Source organism: Agrobacterium sp. LMR679, assembly GCF_027157905.1.
Taxonomy (GTDB): domain Bacteria; phylum Pseudomonadota; class Alphaproteobacteria; order Rhizobiales; family Rhizobiaceae; genus Agrobacterium; species Agrobacterium leguminum.
Window position 1 is genome coordinate 1,307,811 of sequence record NZ_JAPVOJ010000001.1, and the last position, 15,487, is coordinate 1,323,297.

General features: G+C 60.0%; 17 protein-coding genes. 8 read left to right on the top strand and 9 right to left on the bottom strand.

Going from position 1 to position 15,487, the window contains the following annotated elements; all coding sequences use genetic code 11:
- Positions 1-23: 23 nt before the first annotated feature.
- Entirely contained in the window at positions 24-1,874 is a 1,851-nt protein-coding gene (locus O3W47_RS05990) for a M3 family oligoendopeptidase (RefSeq protein ID WP_269313228.1), read from the bottom strand.
- Positions 1,875-2,043: 169 nt separating this feature from the next.
- Here O3W47_RS05990 and O3W47_RS05995 point away from each other — a divergent pair, with 169 nt between their 5' ends.
- Both O3W47_RS05995 and O3W47_RS06000 read left to right on the top strand, forming a co-directional pair.
- On the top strand, positions 2,044-3,591 hold the full coding sequence (locus O3W47_RS05995) for a sigma-54-dependent transcriptional regulator (RefSeq protein ID WP_060726963.1): 1,548 nt from the start codon (positions 2,044-2,046) through the stop codon (positions 3,589-3,591).
- Between the two features lie 175 nt (positions 3,592-3,766).
- Complete coding sequence (locus tag O3W47_RS06000) at positions 3,767-5,674, top strand: DUF882 domain-containing protein (protein WP_269313229.1); 1,908 nt, start codon at positions 3,767-3,769, stop codon at positions 5,672-5,674.
- An 83-nt stretch (positions 5,675-5,757) separates the two neighbouring features.
- On the opposite strand, the gene pyk is transcribed toward O3W47_RS06000, so the two are convergent.
- Together pyk and O3W47_RS06010 are read right to left on the bottom strand one after the other, a co-directional pair.
- Positions 5,758-7,197: a pyruvate kinase gene (pyk, locus tag O3W47_RS06005; protein ID WP_080819531.1), complete on the bottom strand. Its 1,440-nt coding sequence runs from the start codon at positions 7,195-7,197 to the stop codon at positions 5,758-5,760.
- Complete coding sequence (locus O3W47_RS06010) at positions 7,197-7,583, bottom strand: DUF1036 domain-containing protein (RefSeq protein ID WP_020012242.1); 387 nt, start codon at positions 7,581-7,583, stop codon at positions 7,197-7,199. The genes pyk and O3W47_RS06010 overlap by 1 nt, the downstream gene beginning before the upstream one ends.
- A 291-nt stretch (positions 7,584-7,874) precedes the next feature.
- On the opposite strand from O3W47_RS06010, the gene O3W47_RS06015 reads away from it, so the two are divergent.
- The 3 genes from O3W47_RS06015 (at position 7,875) to O3W47_RS06025 (ending at position 9,389) form a co-directional block, all read left to right on the top strand.
- Positions 7,875-8,663, top strand: coding sequence for an N-formylglutamate amidohydrolase (locus tag O3W47_RS06015; protein WP_020012241.1), 789 nt, complete (start codon positions 7,875-7,877; stop codon positions 8,661-8,663).
- Positions 8,664-8,678: 15 nt separating this feature from the next.
- Positions 8,679-8,984, top strand: a complete 306-nt coding sequence (locus O3W47_RS06020) for a DUF1244 domain-containing protein (protein ID WP_269313231.1) — start codon at positions 8,679-8,681, stop codon at positions 8,982-8,984.
- 147 nt (positions 8,985-9,131) lie between these two features.
- Positions 9,132-9,389: a DUF2312 domain-containing protein gene (locus tag O3W47_RS06025; protein WP_020812069.1), complete on the top strand. Its 258-nt coding sequence runs from the start codon at positions 9,132-9,134 to the stop codon at positions 9,387-9,389.
- A gap of 68 nt (positions 9,390-9,457) precedes the next feature.
- On the opposite strand, the gene O3W47_RS06030 is transcribed toward O3W47_RS06025, so the two are convergent.
- The 5 genes from O3W47_RS06030 to O3W47_RS06050 form a co-directional block, all read right to left on the bottom strand.
- The gene (locus tag O3W47_RS06030; protein WP_269313232.1) at positions 9,458-10,078 is read right to left on the bottom strand and encodes a hypothetical protein; all 621 of its coding nucleotides are present in this window, start codon (positions 10,076-10,078) and stop codon (positions 9,458-9,460) included.
- Between the two features lie 101 nt (positions 10,079-10,179).
- A complete protein-coding gene (gene ykgO, locus O3W47_RS06035) occupies positions 10,180-10,305 on the bottom strand; it encodes a type B 50S ribosomal protein L36 (protein WP_003497670.1) in 126 nt (41 codons plus the stop codon).
- Between the two features lie 147 nt (positions 10,306-10,452).
- Positions 10,453-11,529 (bottom strand): 5-(carboxyamino)imidazole ribonucleotide synthase, encoded by a 1,077-nt coding sequence (locus O3W47_RS06040; RefSeq protein WP_269313233.1) that lies wholly within the window; start codon positions 11,527-11,529, stop codon positions 10,453-10,455.
- Between the two features lie 11 nt (positions 11,530-11,540).
- The gene (gene purE, locus O3W47_RS06045; protein WP_035236741.1) at positions 11,541-12,008 is read right to left on the bottom strand and encodes a 5-(carboxyamino)imidazole ribonucleotide mutase; all 468 of its coding nucleotides are present in this window, start codon (positions 12,006-12,008) and stop codon (positions 11,541-11,543) included.
- A 48-nt stretch (positions 12,009-12,056) separates the two neighbouring features.
- Positions 12,057-12,260, bottom strand: a complete 204-nt coding sequence (locus O3W47_RS06050; RefSeq protein WP_003497661.1) for a YdcH family protein — start codon at positions 12,258-12,260, stop codon at positions 12,057-12,059.
- A gap of 234 nt (positions 12,261-12,494) precedes the next feature.
- Here O3W47_RS06050 and O3W47_RS06055 point away from each other — a divergent pair, with 234 nt between their 5' ends.
- A complete protein-coding gene (locus O3W47_RS06055) occupies positions 12,495-12,671 on the top strand; it encodes a YdcH family protein (RefSeq protein WP_003506164.1) in 177 nt (58 codons plus the stop codon).
- A gap of 103 nt (positions 12,672-12,774) precedes the next feature.
- Here the strand turns inward: O3W47_RS06055 and O3W47_RS06060 are convergent, their stop codons facing one another.
- Complete coding sequence (locus O3W47_RS06060) at positions 12,775-13,539, bottom strand: sulfite exporter TauE/SafE family protein (RefSeq protein ID WP_137453632.1); 765 nt, start codon at positions 13,537-13,539, stop codon at positions 12,775-12,777.
- Positions 13,540-13,643: 104 nt separating this feature from the next.
- On the opposite strand from O3W47_RS06060, the gene O3W47_RS06065 reads away from it, so the two are divergent.
- Both O3W47_RS06065 and O3W47_RS06070 read left to right on the top strand, forming a co-directional pair.
- Positions 13,644-14,297: a thiamine phosphate synthase gene (locus O3W47_RS06065; protein WP_269313234.1), complete on the top strand. Its 654-nt coding sequence runs from the start codon at positions 13,644-13,646 to the stop codon at positions 14,295-14,297.
- 8 nt (positions 14,298-14,305) lie between these two features.
- A complete protein-coding gene (locus O3W47_RS06070) occupies positions 14,306-15,406 on the top strand; it encodes a tetratricopeptide repeat protein (RefSeq protein ID WP_162936878.1) in 1,101 nt (366 codons plus the stop codon).
- Positions 15,407-15,487 lie beyond the last annotated feature (81 nt).

The following is a 15,487-nucleotide window of genomic DNA, read 5'->3' on the forward strand; positions in this document are numbered from 1 at the left end:
GATAGCCCTGCCGGTGGAAGAGATTAAGCCTGTTTGTTATCCAGCGCTTCCAGCTCGTCGATCAGCCCCTCGATCATCGAAAGCCCCTTGTCCCAGAAGGAGGGATCGGTCGCGTCGAGGCCGAAGGGTTTCAGAAGCTCCGAATGATGCTTGGTGCCGCCCGCCTTCAGAAGCTCGAAATATTTCTCCTGAAAACCGGTCTCGGCCTTCTGGTAGACCGCATAGAGCGAGTTCACCAGGCAGTCGCCGAAGGCATAGGCATAAACATAAAAGGGCGAGTGAATGAAATGGGGGATGTAGGTCCACCATGTCTCGTAGCCTTCGGAAACCCGGATTGCCGGACCAAGGCTCTCGGCCTGAACGGACAGCCACAACTCGCCGATCTGCTCGGAGGTCAGTTCGCCCTGTTTGCGGGCGGTGTGCAGTTTGCGCTCGAATTCATAAAAAGCGATCTGGCGCACGACCGTGTTGATCATGTCCTCGACCTTTCGGGCGAGCATGGCCTTGCGTTCCCGGATGTCCCTGGTGTCGTCGAGCAGCTTGCGGAAGGTCAGCATCTCCCCGAAGACGGAAGCGGTCTCGGCAAGCGTCAGCGGCGTCGCGCACATCAAGGCGCCCTGTTCGCCAGCCAGAACCTGATGAACGCCGTGGCCAAGTTCGTGGGCAAGCGTCATCACGTCACGCGGTTTGCCGAGATAGTTGACCAGCACATAGGGATGGGCCGAGGGCACGGTCGGATGCGCGAAGGCGCCCGGCGCCTTGCCGGGGCGGGCCGGCGCGTCGATCCATTCTTCATCGAAGAAACGGCGGGCAATATCGGCCATCTCGGGGGCGAAATTGCCATAGGCGGAAAGCACGGTGTCCTTTGCCTCATCCCAGGGAATGATCGTGTTCGACGTATCGGGAAGCGGCGCGTTGCGGTCCCAATAATTCATCTGCTCCATGCCGAGCCATTTCGCCTTCATGGCGTAATAACGATGCGAGAGGCGCGGATAGGCCTTCTTGACCGCCGCCGCCAAGGCATCGACCACCTCGCGCTCGACGCGGTTGGCGAGATGACGGCTATCGGCAATATCCTCGAATTTGCGCCAGCGGTCGGAAATATCCTTATCCTTGGCGAGCGTGTTGGTGATGAGCGTAAAGACGCGCAGATTGTCCTTGAAGGTGGCGCTCAGCGCCTGAGCCGCTTTCTTTCGGGTTTCCGGTTCCGGCTCCTGCAGCATGTTGAGCGTCACTTCCAGCGGCAGGCTCGCGCCGTCAATGTCAAAACGCAGATCGGCCATCGTCTCGTCGAACAGGCGGTTGAAGGCCGCCGCGCTGGTCATCGATTTTTCGAGGAACAGCTGTTCCAGCTGGTCGTCGAGCTGGTGCGGCTTGTCCTTGCGCAAATCCACTAGCCAAGGGCGGTAGTGACCCGCCGCGGCGTCATTCGCCATGCAGGCGTCCATCGTGGCGTCGTCGATGCGGTTGAGCTCAAGGGTGAAGAACAGGAGGTGGGAGGAAATATCCGTCAGCTTTGCCTGGGCGTCACCATAAAGCTTGCCGTTTGCCGGGTTCGACGTATCGGAAAAATATGTGAGCCCGGCAAAGGAGCCGATGCGGCCGATCAGATCGTCCAGCGCTTCATATTCCTTCAGCGCGGCCCCGATGCCCTTTTCGCCCGTGGCCTTCGCGGCGGCTTCGAGCTTTCCCTTCCACTTCTCCTCGAAAGCCGCCGCCATCGATGCTGCCTTCTCGAGATCACCCTTATATTCCGGCAGATCCCCCGACGGATAGAGATCCGAGAGCTTCCAGCCGGGCAGATCGCCAAGCGCCGGGCCGGAGGTTTCGGCAAGGGAGAATACGGGTTGCGGGGTAGCGCGGTTGAGGGTCATCCAACGTGTCCTTCTGATTATGCGTGCGAAGCATATGGGGACCTTGTTTCCCGCGGCAATGGATAAAATGCAAGCAATTCTCAAAACTGGATGTTCAAGTCTCCCATGCCAGAGTGCGGAATAAGGGACCGCATGAAGCAGGTCCATAAACCGGAAACCGGAGCTAAAAATGACCGCGCATGTTCTCGTGATAGACGATGATCCCGTCCAGCGCCGCCTGCTCAAAAATGCGGTGGAACGTTATGGGCATCTCGCCTTGCTTGCCGAAAACGGCAAGGCGGGGCTGGAACTGCTCAAGCAATATAGTGGCGAGATCAATGTCGTCGTCCTTGATCTGATGATGCCGGAAATGGACGGGCTTACCTTTCTGAAGGCCGTCGGCGAACTCGGCACCGATGTTCCCGTCATTGTACAGACGGGGCAGGGCGGCATCGATACCGTCGTGCAGGCCATGCGCGCCGGCGCCTTCGATTTCGTTGTGAAGCCGGTCTCGCCGGAAAGGATCGGCGCCGCCATCTCCAATGCGCTCAAGCTCGACAGGAGAGAGGCAAAAGCCCGCACGGGAAGGCGCGGACGGAGCAATGCAGTGAATTTTACCGATATCGTTTCCGCAAGCCCCGCAATGCTGAGGGTCATTGAGCTCGCGCAGCGTGCCGCCCAGTCGAGCATCCCCGTGGTGCTGGAAGGTGAATCCGGCGTGGGCAAGGAAATGGTCGCCCGGGCCATCCAGTCGGCCGGCGACAGGGCGAACAAGCCCTTCATAACAGTCAATTGCGGCGCCATTCCCCATAATCTGGTGGAAAGCATTCTCTTCGGCCATGAGAAGGGAGCCTTCACGGGTGCTACGGAAAAACATGTAGGCAAGTTCATGGAGGCGGATGGCGGCACGCTGTTCCTCGATGAAATCGGCGATCTGCCGCTAGACGTGCAGGTAAAGCTGCTCCGCGCGGTCCAGCAGGGCGAAATCGAAACCGTCGGCTCCGCACGGGTGCAGAAGGTGAATGTCCGGCTGATCTCCGCCACCAACAAGAACCTCATCGAGGAGGTGAAGGAAGGCCGCTTCCGCGAAGACCTTTATTATCGCCTCAACGTCTTTCCGATCACCATTCCGGCGCTGCGCCGCCGCAAGGAAGACATTCCCCATCTGGCGCGGGTTTTCGCCGAGCGCTTTTCGGCGGAGCAGAAATTGCCCAATCCCGTCGGCCTCAATGCCAGCGCGCTGGCGTTGCTGACGGCCTATGACTGGCCGGGCAATATCCGCCAGCTTGAAAACGCCGTTTTCCGCGCCGTGGTGTTGTCGCAGGGCGAGGAACTGTCAGATTCCGATTTTCCGCAGATCGCGCTGCAGCTGCCGGAATTTTCAACCGGCGATGATGCGGATGATCTCATCCGTGCGCCTTCAGGAGCGTCGCTGAAGCTAGCGGCCTATTCACCGCCCTCCGCGGCGGCTGCCGAAAGCCATGCCGTCATCGAGGAGCCGTCGGATATTTCCACCACCATCTATCGGGGCGGAAACCTGATCTCCAGCATGGATGAGTCGGGCAATATCCGCAAACTGGCAGAAATCGAGGAAGAACTCATCCGTTTCGCTTTGCGCTTCTATCGCGGGCAGATGAGCCAGGTCGCCAGAAAGCTCGGCATCGGCCGCTCGACGCTTTATCGCAAGCTGAAGGATTATGGCATTGATCCCGACGATCCCCTTCGAGATGCAGCCTGAAGGCAGAGACCGCGTATTCGAAGGCAGATCGCAAATTCGTTAACTTCTGAGCAAGGATATCCGCTTACCGTCTATAAACCTCTTGTTAGTGGCTGATTCACTATGTAGAGGAAGGTTGTATGTGTGTGGCAATTTTGCCATCGTGTCACCGTATTTGACGTTCATTTGAGGCAATGTGACAGAAATTGTCTTCCAGGCGGGGATCGAATTGCCATATCTGCATCGGAATAACGCGCTTTCGACCAAGATCGCGCGCGGCTTGATCAAGGATATATGCACGAAGCTGTCGGCGCGCGCTGTCACCTTTGCCTGCCTGATGCTCGCCGCAATGCCTTTCGTAGGTGTTTCGGCGACGGAAGCCGCCGCCGAGACGCGCAGCCTCAAACTGTATTATATCCATACACGCGAGAAGGCGGTCATCACCTTCAAGCGCAATGGAAAATATGACCAGAAAGGTCTGCAGGAGCTGAACCGGTTCCTGCGCGACTGGCGTCGCAACCAGCCGACACGCATGGATCCGCGCCTTTTCGATCTTGTATGGGAAGTTTATCGCCGCAGTGGCGCGACCGACTATATCAACGTCGTTTCGGCCTTCCGCTCGCCGGAGACCAACGGTCTGCTGCGGACGCGCACCAAGGGTGTCGCGGAAAAAAGCCAGCACATGCTCGGCAAGGCCATGGATTTTTATATCCCCGGTGTGAAGCTTGCCCGCCTTCGTGAAATCGGTATGCAGATGCAGATCGGTGGCGTCGGTTTCTATCCGACGTCGGGCTCTCCCTTCGTGCACATGGATGTCGGCGGCGTTCGCGCCTGGCCGCGCATGAGCCGCCAGGAACTCGTCCGCATCTTCCCGAACGGCAATACGCTGCATCTTCCTTCCGACGGCAAGCCGCTTCCCGGTTATGAGCAGGCGCTTGCCGATTACAAGAAGCGCGTCAGCTCCTCCTCCATTCAGGTTGCTTCCAGTGCCGGTGCCGGCCCTGCCTCATCTGGCGGCGGCAAGCGCAAGACCCTGTTGCAGGCGCTCTTTGGCGGTGGCGGCGACGAGGATGAAGATCCCGATAGCATCGCAGCGCCGGAGCCCGCAGAACGCCCGGCTGTCGCCCGTCCGGCGGCGCCGCAGCAGGCGGCTCCCGAGCCTGAACCCACCATTGCAGTTGCTTCGGCACAGGCGCTTCCCGGCGTGAACGATGCGCCGCTGCCGACGGCTCGTCCCGCCTTCGGTAACCAGCCTCCGGCCAATACAGGCCTTGCGACCGCGCTTTATTCGCCGGCCCGCAATGCCGCACAGGATGCCCTGCAGGCAGCGACCACGCCGACCCCGGCTTCCGCGCCGGCCGAGCGCCAGCAATTTGCCGATCTGGCTGAAGTATCCGTGCCGGTGCCCACACTTCTCGGGCCCCGTGGCATGAGAGGTGATGCGGAAGGATCGACCCTGACGGCTTCCACAGATGGTGCGACACCGGCTGCGAGCGGTGAACTTGCCTCTGTTCCGGTTCCCGCCAATCGGCCGGCCGTGGCGGAAGCCCTGCTGGCGGCGGCCAATGCCGATCCAGAAGGTGAGGACGATCTCGCCGAGGCGCAGGAGGATACGCTTTCGCCGACGGTGGTTGCCGCTCTTGAACAGAGCGGCCAGGCTGCCCGATCGCAGGTCCAGTCGGCTGCCATGCCGACAGCCGCGCCATTCCCGGCCGCCGTCAACCACAAGGTTACCGTCGCACCCGCCGAAACGGCCAAGGCCGAACCGCAGGCTGGCTTCGGTGATGCTTTCGACCTGAAGCCGGCCATCAATGGCGGCCTCAGCGCCGGCATGCCGACCAAGGGTTCGCGCCCGAGCAGGCAGGATGCCGCCGTTTCCCAGCAGGCCATGGTGGGTGGTGGACGCCTGACGCAGGATCTGATTTCGGATTGGGCGCTTAACCAGAACAAGGGCACGACCGGACGCTCGGTAAAGGCGCCGCGTGTTGTCGCCAACCGCATGCTCAGCAACGACATGTCGGCTTCCGCGACCTCGGCGAGCTTCAAGCCCGGTGCAGTGGCCATCGAATCCAGCCGCTTCAGCACACCGGTGAAGATGCACTGAGCCTGTTTTCATATAAGACGGCCGAGAGGCCAACAAAAAACCCGCCGTTACCGGCGGGTTTTTTTATGCGGGATATTGAAGCTTTACACGCCGCTCTGGCCGTCCGAGCCGATATAGGCGATGCGTACCATGTTGGTTGCGCCGGGGGTGCCGAGCGGCACGCCTGCGGAGATGATGATACGATCGCCCGGCTTGCCGAAGCCTTCGGAAACCACGATGCGACAAGCGCGGTTCACCATGTCGTCGAGGTCGCTGGCATCGCCGGTGACGACGCAGTGCAGGCCCCAGACGACCGACAGGCGGCGGGCGGTCTGGATGATCGGCGACAGCGCGATGATCGGAACCTGCGGCCGTTCGCGCGCGGCGCGCAGACCGGTCGTGCCGGAGGACGTATAGGTGACGATTGCCGCAAGCTTCAGGGTTTCGGCGATCTGGCGGGCGGCAAGCGAAATGGCGTCGGCGCCGGTCGGTTCCGGCTGGGCGCGCTGCGCATAGATGATATTGGAATAATAGGGGTCCTGCTCCACGGTGCTCGCAATGGAGGCCATGGTGGAAACTGCTTCGACCGGGTAGTCGCCGGAGGCGGATTCAGCAGAAAGCATGATGGCGTCTGCGCCTTCGAAGACGGCGGTGGCGACGTCGGAGACTTCGGCGCGGGTCGGCACAGGCGCGGTGATCATCGATTCCAGCATCTGCGTGGCGACCACGACCGGTTTGCCGGCGCGGCGGCAGGCGCGGGTCAGCTGCTTCTGGATGCCCGGAACGGCTTCCAGCGGCATTTCGACGCCGAGATCGCCACGGGCGACCATCAGCGCGTCGGAAAGCTCGATGATTTCTTCGATGCGCTCGACAGCCTGCGGCTTTTCGATCTTGGACATCAGGCCGACGCGGCCACGTGCGATCTTGCGAACTTCCGCAAGGTCTTCCGGGCGCTGGACGAAGGAAAGCGCCACCCAGTCGACTTCACCGGTGGCGAGAACGGCGTCGAGATCGACGCGGTCCTTGTCGGTCAGAACGCCGACGCCGAGCAGCGTATCCGGCAGGCTGATGCCCTTGCGGTCGGAAATGCGGGTGCCGGAAATGACGGTGGTGACGATGCTTTTGCCGTCGCTCTTTTCAGCGCGCAGATGCAGCTTGCCGTCGTCGATCAGCAGGCGATGCCCGGGCTTGACCGCTTCGAGAATTTCCGGATGGGGAAGAAAAACGCGGGTGTTGTCACCGGGCGTCTCGTTATTGTCCAGCGTGAAGGTCTGGCCTGGAACGAGTTCGACCTTGCCTTCGGCGAATTTTCCGACGCGCAGCTTGGGACCCTGCAGGTCGGCCAGAATGCCGATGGGGCGGCCGGTACGGCTCTCGACGGAACGGATACGCTGAATGAGCGTCCGCATCACGTCGTGGCTCGCATGGCTCATGTTGATCCGGAAAAGATCTGCGCCAGCAAGATGCAGCTTCTCGATCATCGCCTCTTCGGAAGAGGCCGGGCCGAGAGTTGCAAGAATTTTGACTTTGCGGTTACGCTTCATCAGTTTTGATTTCCCTGTGTGCCTGGCGTATCGGAGAGCTGGACCATCCAGCTGCCCTGTCTGCCCGTGTCATATTCCTTGAAACCCATTCTCTGGAAGCTGCGGGCAAAACAATCGTCCACGCCGTTGATCTTGAACTCGTTTTCCGCCACGCACATGTTGACGTCACCGGTCCAGCGGCCGCCATGGGCGGCATCTTCGGCATAGAGATAATAATAACGTGACTGCAGCTCACCCTCGATCAGCGTCGCGCAGGTCGAGGAGGGGACCTGCCACCAGCCTTCGCTGACCCAGCCCTCCTGTGCCCGGTAGCCGATTGCGACCCCCACGAGGTTCTGCGTGCTGTTGCACACGCGAAAATCCGCATGCGCGGGCGCCGCAATCATGAACGGGGTCAGAAACAATGCCGCTGCGGAAAAAAGACGGGTGATATGCCGAAAGTGGCGAGGAAGAGCGAGAGATGACTGAGTCACGGCTTCCATCCGGATTCCATGGTTATAATGAACACACTTCTTGGCGTGGCCGCCCAAGAAAGTCAACGCGATTTTAATCGATTATATTGTTCGTGGGATCGTGAGTGCGATAAGGTAGATGGCTGTTCTTTCGCCGCAACTTGCGCCCGGCCTCAAGCCATGCCATCAAGCTTCTCTCCTCAATCCTGCCCCAGAAAATCATCGATGAACGACTTCATACCCTATGAAATCATAGAAGGCGATTATGACAAAGGCATGGTTCTTCTGGCGGACCATGCCATGAACCTCCTGCCGGCACACTACGGCAAACTTGGCCTTCCGCAAACCGCTTTTCATCGCCATATCGCATTTGATATCGGTATAGAGGGGCTGACGCGCTCACTTGCCGCGCGCCTTGGCGTGCCGGCGGTGCTCGGGCGGTTTTCCCGGCTGTTGATCGATCCGAATCGCGGCGAGGATGATCCCACTCTCATCATGAAGATTTCGGACGGGGCGATCATCCCCGGCAACCATCCGATTTCGGACGAGGAATGGCAGAGGCGGATCGAGATTTTCCACCGGCCCTATCACAATGCCGTGGACCGTGTGCTGACCGGCGTGGCCGAGGCCTCGGAAGAAGCGCCGCTGGTTCTGTCGCTGCATTCCTATACGCCGTTCTGGAAGGAAACGCCGCGGCCGTGGCATGCGGCGGTTCTGTGGGATACGGATCATCGCGCGGTCGATCCGCTTCTGGCGCATCTGCGGGCCACGGGCGACATCCTCGTCGGTGACAACGAACCCTATGACGGGGCGCTCAAGGGAGATACCATGTATCGCCATTGCATGATGAAGGGCATACCGCATGCGCTTCTCGAGGTTCGGCAGGATCTGATCGCGAATGAAGAGGGGATCGCCGAATGGTCGGACCGGCTCGCTCCCATTTTCGCCGCAATGAACGACGATCCCGTCCTGCATGAATATCAGCTGTTCGCCTCCCGCACCGGCCCCTATTGAGCCTGGAGTTTTGCCATGACGAATGAAAACGACAATCGGCAGGTCGAATTCGAGGCGGCGGCATTTCGCCGTCTCGTGCGGCACCTTAGCGAACGTCACGACGTGCAGAACATCGACCTGATGAATCTCGCCGGCTTTTGCCGCAACTGCCTTTCCAACTGGTACCGGGAGGCGGCCGAGGAGGCCGGTGTTCCGCTCAGCAAGGAAGAGTCCCGGGAAGTCGTCTACGGCATGCCCTATGATGACTGGAAGGAAAAATATCAGGCGGAGGCGAGTGATGCCCAGAAAGCCGCCTTTGAGCAGAACAGGCCCAGGGAATAACCCCGATCGACGGAAACGACTTGACGCGACGCCTTTCAGTGGGCAGTTCACAGGCCGGAATTCTGCTGCCCGCCGGCAGCGACCGGCGAAGGCTTCGCCCGGATATAATGAACAAGGCTCGCATGCGGGCCGCCAATGAAGGATGATATGATGGACGATACCAGCACCACCGAAACCGTCGCCGCCGCAGAACTGCGTCAGTTCATCGAGCGCGTCGAGCGTCTCGAAGAAGAAAAGGCCGCCATTCAGGGTGATATCAAGGATGTCATGGGCGAGGCGAAGGGCCGTGGTTACGACACCAAGGCGATCCGCACCATCATCCGCCTGCGCAAGAAGGATGCCAATGAGCGCATCGAGGAAGAAACGATTCTCCAGACCTATATGGCCGCGCTCGGCATGGAATGATCGGCTGGAAACGCCTCAATGAAGAATCGCCGCTTTTGCGGCGATTTTTGTTTGAGCATCTTGCGAATTCAGCCGCGCGTGCCGGCCAACTTTTCCGAAAGGTCGACGGCCTCCTTGCGGGCGTCCTTGTCGGCGGGGTAAAGCGCCAGATAACGTTCCCAGGCCTTCAGCGCCAGCTCCTCGCGGCCCGAGGCTTCGAGGATGTTGGCAAGGCTTGCCAGCGCCGGGAAATAGCGCGGTTCCCTTTCCAGCGTCAGGTTGATATCCGCCATCGCTTTGCGGGTGTCGCCATCGGCAAAATGCACCATGGCGCGGCGATAGGGCGCCTGCACATAGTCCGGATCGAGCAAAATGACCTGGTCGAGAAAATCGTAAGCGGCGGCGTTGCGCTTTTCGTCTGCGGCTTCGCCCGCCCATTGCATCAGCAGGTTGACCGTCGCGCTGCCGGAATCATTCCATTCCGAGGCGATCTGATTGGCGATGCTGCGCGCCTTGACCGCATTCCGTTCTTTTTTCAGCGATGCGAAAAGCGTGTCGATCGTCTTGGCGGGTGAAGGCGCGGCGTCCGCAACAGCAGCCGGTTGCCCGTCCGCCGCATGGGCAATGGCAGCCATTCCCGGAAGCGGGAGGCTTGAAAACAGGAAGCCCTGGGCGAGGATGATAGCCGTGCAAAAACGATTTGGGCGCATGGGTTAAAGCTTAACCCGACTGCGCCCAATATCAAATGCAAACTTCTACTCTGTCAACAAAGTGATCCGCGAGCTTGATCGCGAACCGCAGTCGCAGTCAATCAGCCCTGACGAGCCTTGAAGCGCGGGTTCTGCTTGTTGATGATGTAGACGCGGCCCTTGCGGCGAACCAGGCGGTTATCGCGATGACGGGCCTTAAGCGCTTTAAGCGAATTCTTGATCTTCATTTTACTGGTCCGCAGTTTTGCACGGTTTCTGCCGTGCTTATTCAAACAATCAAAAGCGCGCAACGGGGCGCGCTCTTTTCGGTTGGCAGGCAGATACCCGTTTGAGCCCTGCCTGTCAACACTTGCCCGTGTCTTTGCCTTAAAAGACTAGGCTTTTCCTGTGCGCAAAAGCTCGGTCACATGGCCCATCTTGCGGCCCGGCCTTGCTTCCGTCTTGCCGTAGAGATGTACGAGACAGTCTTTTTTCGACAGCCATGCCGGTACATCATCGATGTCGTCGCCGATCAGGTTGGTCATGACGCAATCCGAATGGCGATCCGTGCTGCCGGGGGTAAGGCCCGATACGGCCCGGATATGCTGTTCAAACTGCGAGATCACGCAGGCCGCCTCCGTCCAGTGGCCCGTATTGTGAACGCGCGGCGCCATTTCATTGGCGACCAGCGAACCATCCGGCAGGACAAAGAATTCGATGCCGATGACGCCGACGTAATCGAGCGCCGCCAGAAGCTTCTCTGCCGACTCGACGGCGACCGCTTTCGCGGCATTGGAGAGCGCTGCCGGAACGGTTGATGTGTGCAGAATGCCGTTCAGATGGACATTCTCGGCGGGATCGTAACAGGTGACGGACCCATCCAGGAAACGGGCGGCAATGATCGAAATTTCCCGCTCGAAGGAGATGAAGCTCTCGAGAATCAGCGGCACGCCGCCGAGCGCCGCAAAAGCGCCTGCGAGGTCTTCCCCACCGCGGAAAAGACGCTGGCCCTTGCCGTCATAACCCATGCGGCGGGTTTTCAGCACGCCCTTACCGCCGAAGGCGGCTAATGCGGCCTCCAGCTCTTCCTGGCTATCCACCGCGCGGAAATCGGCAGTTGGGATGCCGCAGCCGTTGAGGAAGCGTTTTTCCGTCAACCGGTCCTGCGAGGCGCTGAGCGCTTTCGGAGGCGGATAGACGGGAACGGAGAGGCTGAGCTTTTCGGCGGCCGCGACAGGCACGTTCTCGAATTCGTAGGTCACGACATCGCAACGGCTCGCGAGTTCCGCAAGCGCGTTTTCATCGTCATATTCCGCCACGATCTGCTCGTTGCAGGCCTGCGCAGCCGGACAATCGGCCTGCGGTTCCAGTACGATGGTACGGTGGTTGAGACGGGCTGCGGCCATCGCCAGCATACGCCCAAGCTGCCCGCCACCGATGATGCCGATGGTCAGGTCGGTCGTCTTTGCCATCACTTCTGTCGTCACTGGGCGCTGTCCATGGGATATTCCGCGACAGCCGCAGACTGGCGCGCACGCCAGGCATCCAGCCGGTCGGCGAGGTCCTCGTCGCTCAGCGCCAGCACCGCGGCGGCAAGAAGGGCCGCATTGATCGCGCCAGCCTTGCCGATGGCGAGCGTGCCGACCGGAATGCCGGCGGGCATCTGCACGATGGAATAGAGGCTGTCCTGACCGGACATGGTCTTGGATTGCACCGGAACGCCAAACACCGGAAGCGGCGTCATGGCAGCCGTCATGCCCGGCAGATGGGCGGCGCCGCCCGCACCGGCGATGATGACCTTGAAGCCTTCGTCCTTCGCGCCATTGGCGAAGTCATAAAGCCGGTCCGGGGTGCGGTGGGCGGAAATGATGCGGGCTTCGTATTCGATGTCGAGCGCATCCAGCGTATCGGCGGCGTTCTTCATGGTCTCCCAGTCGGACTGGCTGCCCATGATGATGGCGACGGGGGGCGTTTCTGCTGTCACGTAATCTCTCCGGGCTCAGGCGATGATATCGGGAATGACCTGGTCTTCGAGCTGGGTCATCTTGTCCTTGACGGCCAGCTTCTTCTTTTTCATGCGCTGTATTCTCAGCGCATCGCAGCTGGTCTGGATCATCGCGTTGATCGCCGCGTCATAATCCTCATGCTCCTGGCGCAGCCGCGCCAGCGTGAGCCTGATGTCCGCCTGGTCCTGATCGGGCATCTCGTCATCCCCATTTTATGCCAGCCGGAGAGTGTCCGGCGCGTATGTCATCGTTCTGGAGGCTCTATCATCAAATCGCGGTAACGGGAAGTTATCCCTTGCGACCAAATTGCCCACTTATTGCCTTCATTTCGCCTTCGACAAGCCGGTCGATCCGTGTCACATTGTCGTCGCAAACCTGAAACTCCAGCGATGGAGAGCTGGAGGTAGGTTCAAAAAGGAAGGACGTGCCGCATGACCATTCAGGCTCATATTGCATCGCTCGAAAAGAAACACGGTGCTCTGGAGGAGGAGCTCGAAAGTATTCTTGCTTCCCCGTCGTCTGACGATAGAGAGATCGCGGACCTTAAACGTCGAAAACTGCGCCTGAAGGATGAACTGCAGAGGCTCAAGGCCTCGACAAGACATTGATTTATGCCAGACCGTCGACCCTCGATGAATGAAGGGTCGACGGTCTGAGCCTTTCGAGCTCTGGCGGCGAAAACCTGCTGCCAGAGCTTTTTTATTGTCGGATTTAGAACGGCAGTCCGTCCCACAGCAGTTTAAGCGCCGCAATCAGCGCCATGGCATACATGAGTGGGTAAAACACGGCCGGTTTCAGATATTTCACCACCCTGGCGCCGGCAAGCGTCGCCAGCATCGCCACCGGCAGCAGGCTTGCCGATGTCTTGAGGTTGGTGGCGTCCAGCGCGCCGAGCGCGAAATAGGGAATGAGCTTGATCGCATTCATGATGGCGAAGAAGCGCACGCTCATGCCGGTATAGGTCTTTGGATCGAGCTTCAGCGGCAGAACATAGATCTGGAAGGGCGGACCGCCCGCATGTGCCACGAAACTGGCATAACCCGACAGGCTGGACCAGAGGGTCGCAGCCGCCGGTCTTTGCGGCTTGGCCGGAATTTCCTGGCCTTTGCGGCTTTTGAAGCTCTCATGGAAATAACGCAGCACGAACAGGATCGTGACAGAGGCGACGACGAGGCGCATGGCGTCCGCGGAAATGAGGCTCGAGGTCGCCCAGCCGAGCGCGATACCGGCGATTGCGCCCGGCAGCATGATGAGGAGCGTTTCCCGGTGGTTGTGATGCCGCCAGGCAAAAAGCGCCACGATATCCATGACGATCAGGATCGGCAGGAAGATGGCCGCCGCCTGCACCGGCGATACCGCAAGCGCCATCAACGGCACGCCCATAAGGGCGAGAGCACCGCCCAGCCCGCCCTTGGAAAGGCCGACGAGCACGACTGCGGGGATGGCGACGAGATAAAAATGAAAATCGGTGAGCATGGATGGACGGTTGATCCTTTCGCCGGTCCGGTTTATCGGATTTGTCATATGAAAACGAGTGCAGATTGCGCGGTAAGCGTCTTCTGTCTGAAATGGACGAACCGATGACCCTAGTTGAAGATCGTTGCCGCCTTGTCCTGATCGTTCCGCAATCGGACGACGCGCAAAAGCAGGCGACAGAGGTGGAAGACGCATTGCGGGGCGGCGATGTCGCTTCCGTCATCATTCCGCAATATGGTCTGGATGACGCCGCTTTCCAGAAACGCGCCGAGCTGATCGTGCCGGTTGTCCAGAAGGCAGGTGCGGCAGCGCTCATCGCCGGTGACAGCCGCGTTGCCGGTCGCGTGAAGGCGGACGGTCTGCATGTGGCTGGCAATGCCGAGGCGCTTGCCGAGGCCGTGGAAAAATTCACGCCGAAGCTCATCGTCGGCGGCGGCAATGCGGATGACCGTCACAAGGCGCTGGAGCAGGGCGAGGCCAATCCGGATTATGTGTTTTTCGGAAAGCTCGAAGGCGACATCAAGCCGGAAGCGCACCCCAAAAACCTGGCGCTTGGCGAGTGGTGGGCCTCGATGATCGAAATCCCGGCCATCGTCATGGGTGGTACGGATATTTCCTCGGTGGTTGCCGTGGCGGAAACCGGTGTGGAGTTCGTGGCGATGCGCAGCGGCGTTTTCGATAATGCTACTGGCGCTGCCCAGGCCGTTTCTGAAATCAACGCCCTGCTTGACGAAAAAGCGCCACGGTTTGACGGTTGATACAGGCGATGATCATGCGCTCGGTTCACCTCTGCCTTTCCGTTTCACTGCTGGCACTCGCTTTCGGCGCGCCGGTAGGTGTCGCTTTTGCCCAGTCCGGGCCGCAGAGCGAAAGCAATGCACTGTCCCGCCAGCTGGAAAATGAGGCTCAACCGACCCGTCAGGGCCGGGTGCAATCCGAAGAGCAGAAGGACTTGCAGCCGTCGGCAGGCGTGAATGTCTATCAGCGTATGGGCGCGGAATTGCCGGCCTTGCCGCCTGAAAAGGAATTCAAGGGCCGGGTGGACGAAGCTTACGGGCATTTCCAGCGCGGCGAATATGTGCAGGCGCTCGACAAGGCGCTGAACCGCGCGCAGAACGGTGACGCAGCCGCCCAGACGCTGGTGGCGGAAATGATGTCGCGTGGTCTGGGCATCGCCCGTGACGAGAAGACCGCTGCTTTCTGGTACCAGCAGGCGGCTCAGGGTGGCGATCCCGTGGCCATGTTCAAATTCGCCCTGATCCTGATGGAAGGCAAATTCGTCACCCGCGACAAGGCGAAGGCCGACGACTTCATGCGCCGTGCGGCGGAAGCCGGCAACGCCTCTGCCCAGTTCAACTGGGGTCAGATACTGGTTTCGGAAAATCCCGGCGCCAAGGGCCTGTTGATGGCTTTGCCGTTCTATGAGAAATCCGCGGAACAGGGCATTGCCGATGCGCAATATGCGGTGTCGCAGATTTACTGGTCGCTCAAGGATGTGCCGGCCGAGAAGAAGGCAAAGGCGCGGGACTGGCTGACACGGGCCGCAAAGGCTGGATACGATACCGCGCAGGTCGATCTCGGCATCTGGCTGGTCAATGGTTTTGGCGGCGAGCGCAATCTGGATGAAGGCTTCCGCTGGCTCTACGGCGCGGCACAGCGCGGCAATGTCGTGGCGCAGAACAAGGTGGCGCATCTTTACATTCAGGCGCTCGGCACCCGGCCGGATCCGGTCGAAGCGGCCAAATGGTATGTGCTTTCCCGCCGCGCCGGGCTGAAGGATCCGTCTCTCGAGGACTTTTATCTCGGCATTACCGACGAGCAGCAGAAGAAGGCGATTGAGGCCGCAAATCGTTTCCGCCCGACGTGATGGAAGGGTGGTCTTGCCACGCTGACGCTGACCCATGGGCTTTTTGCCTTGAATTTCCGCGCGTTTTGTGGTCTTGAACCG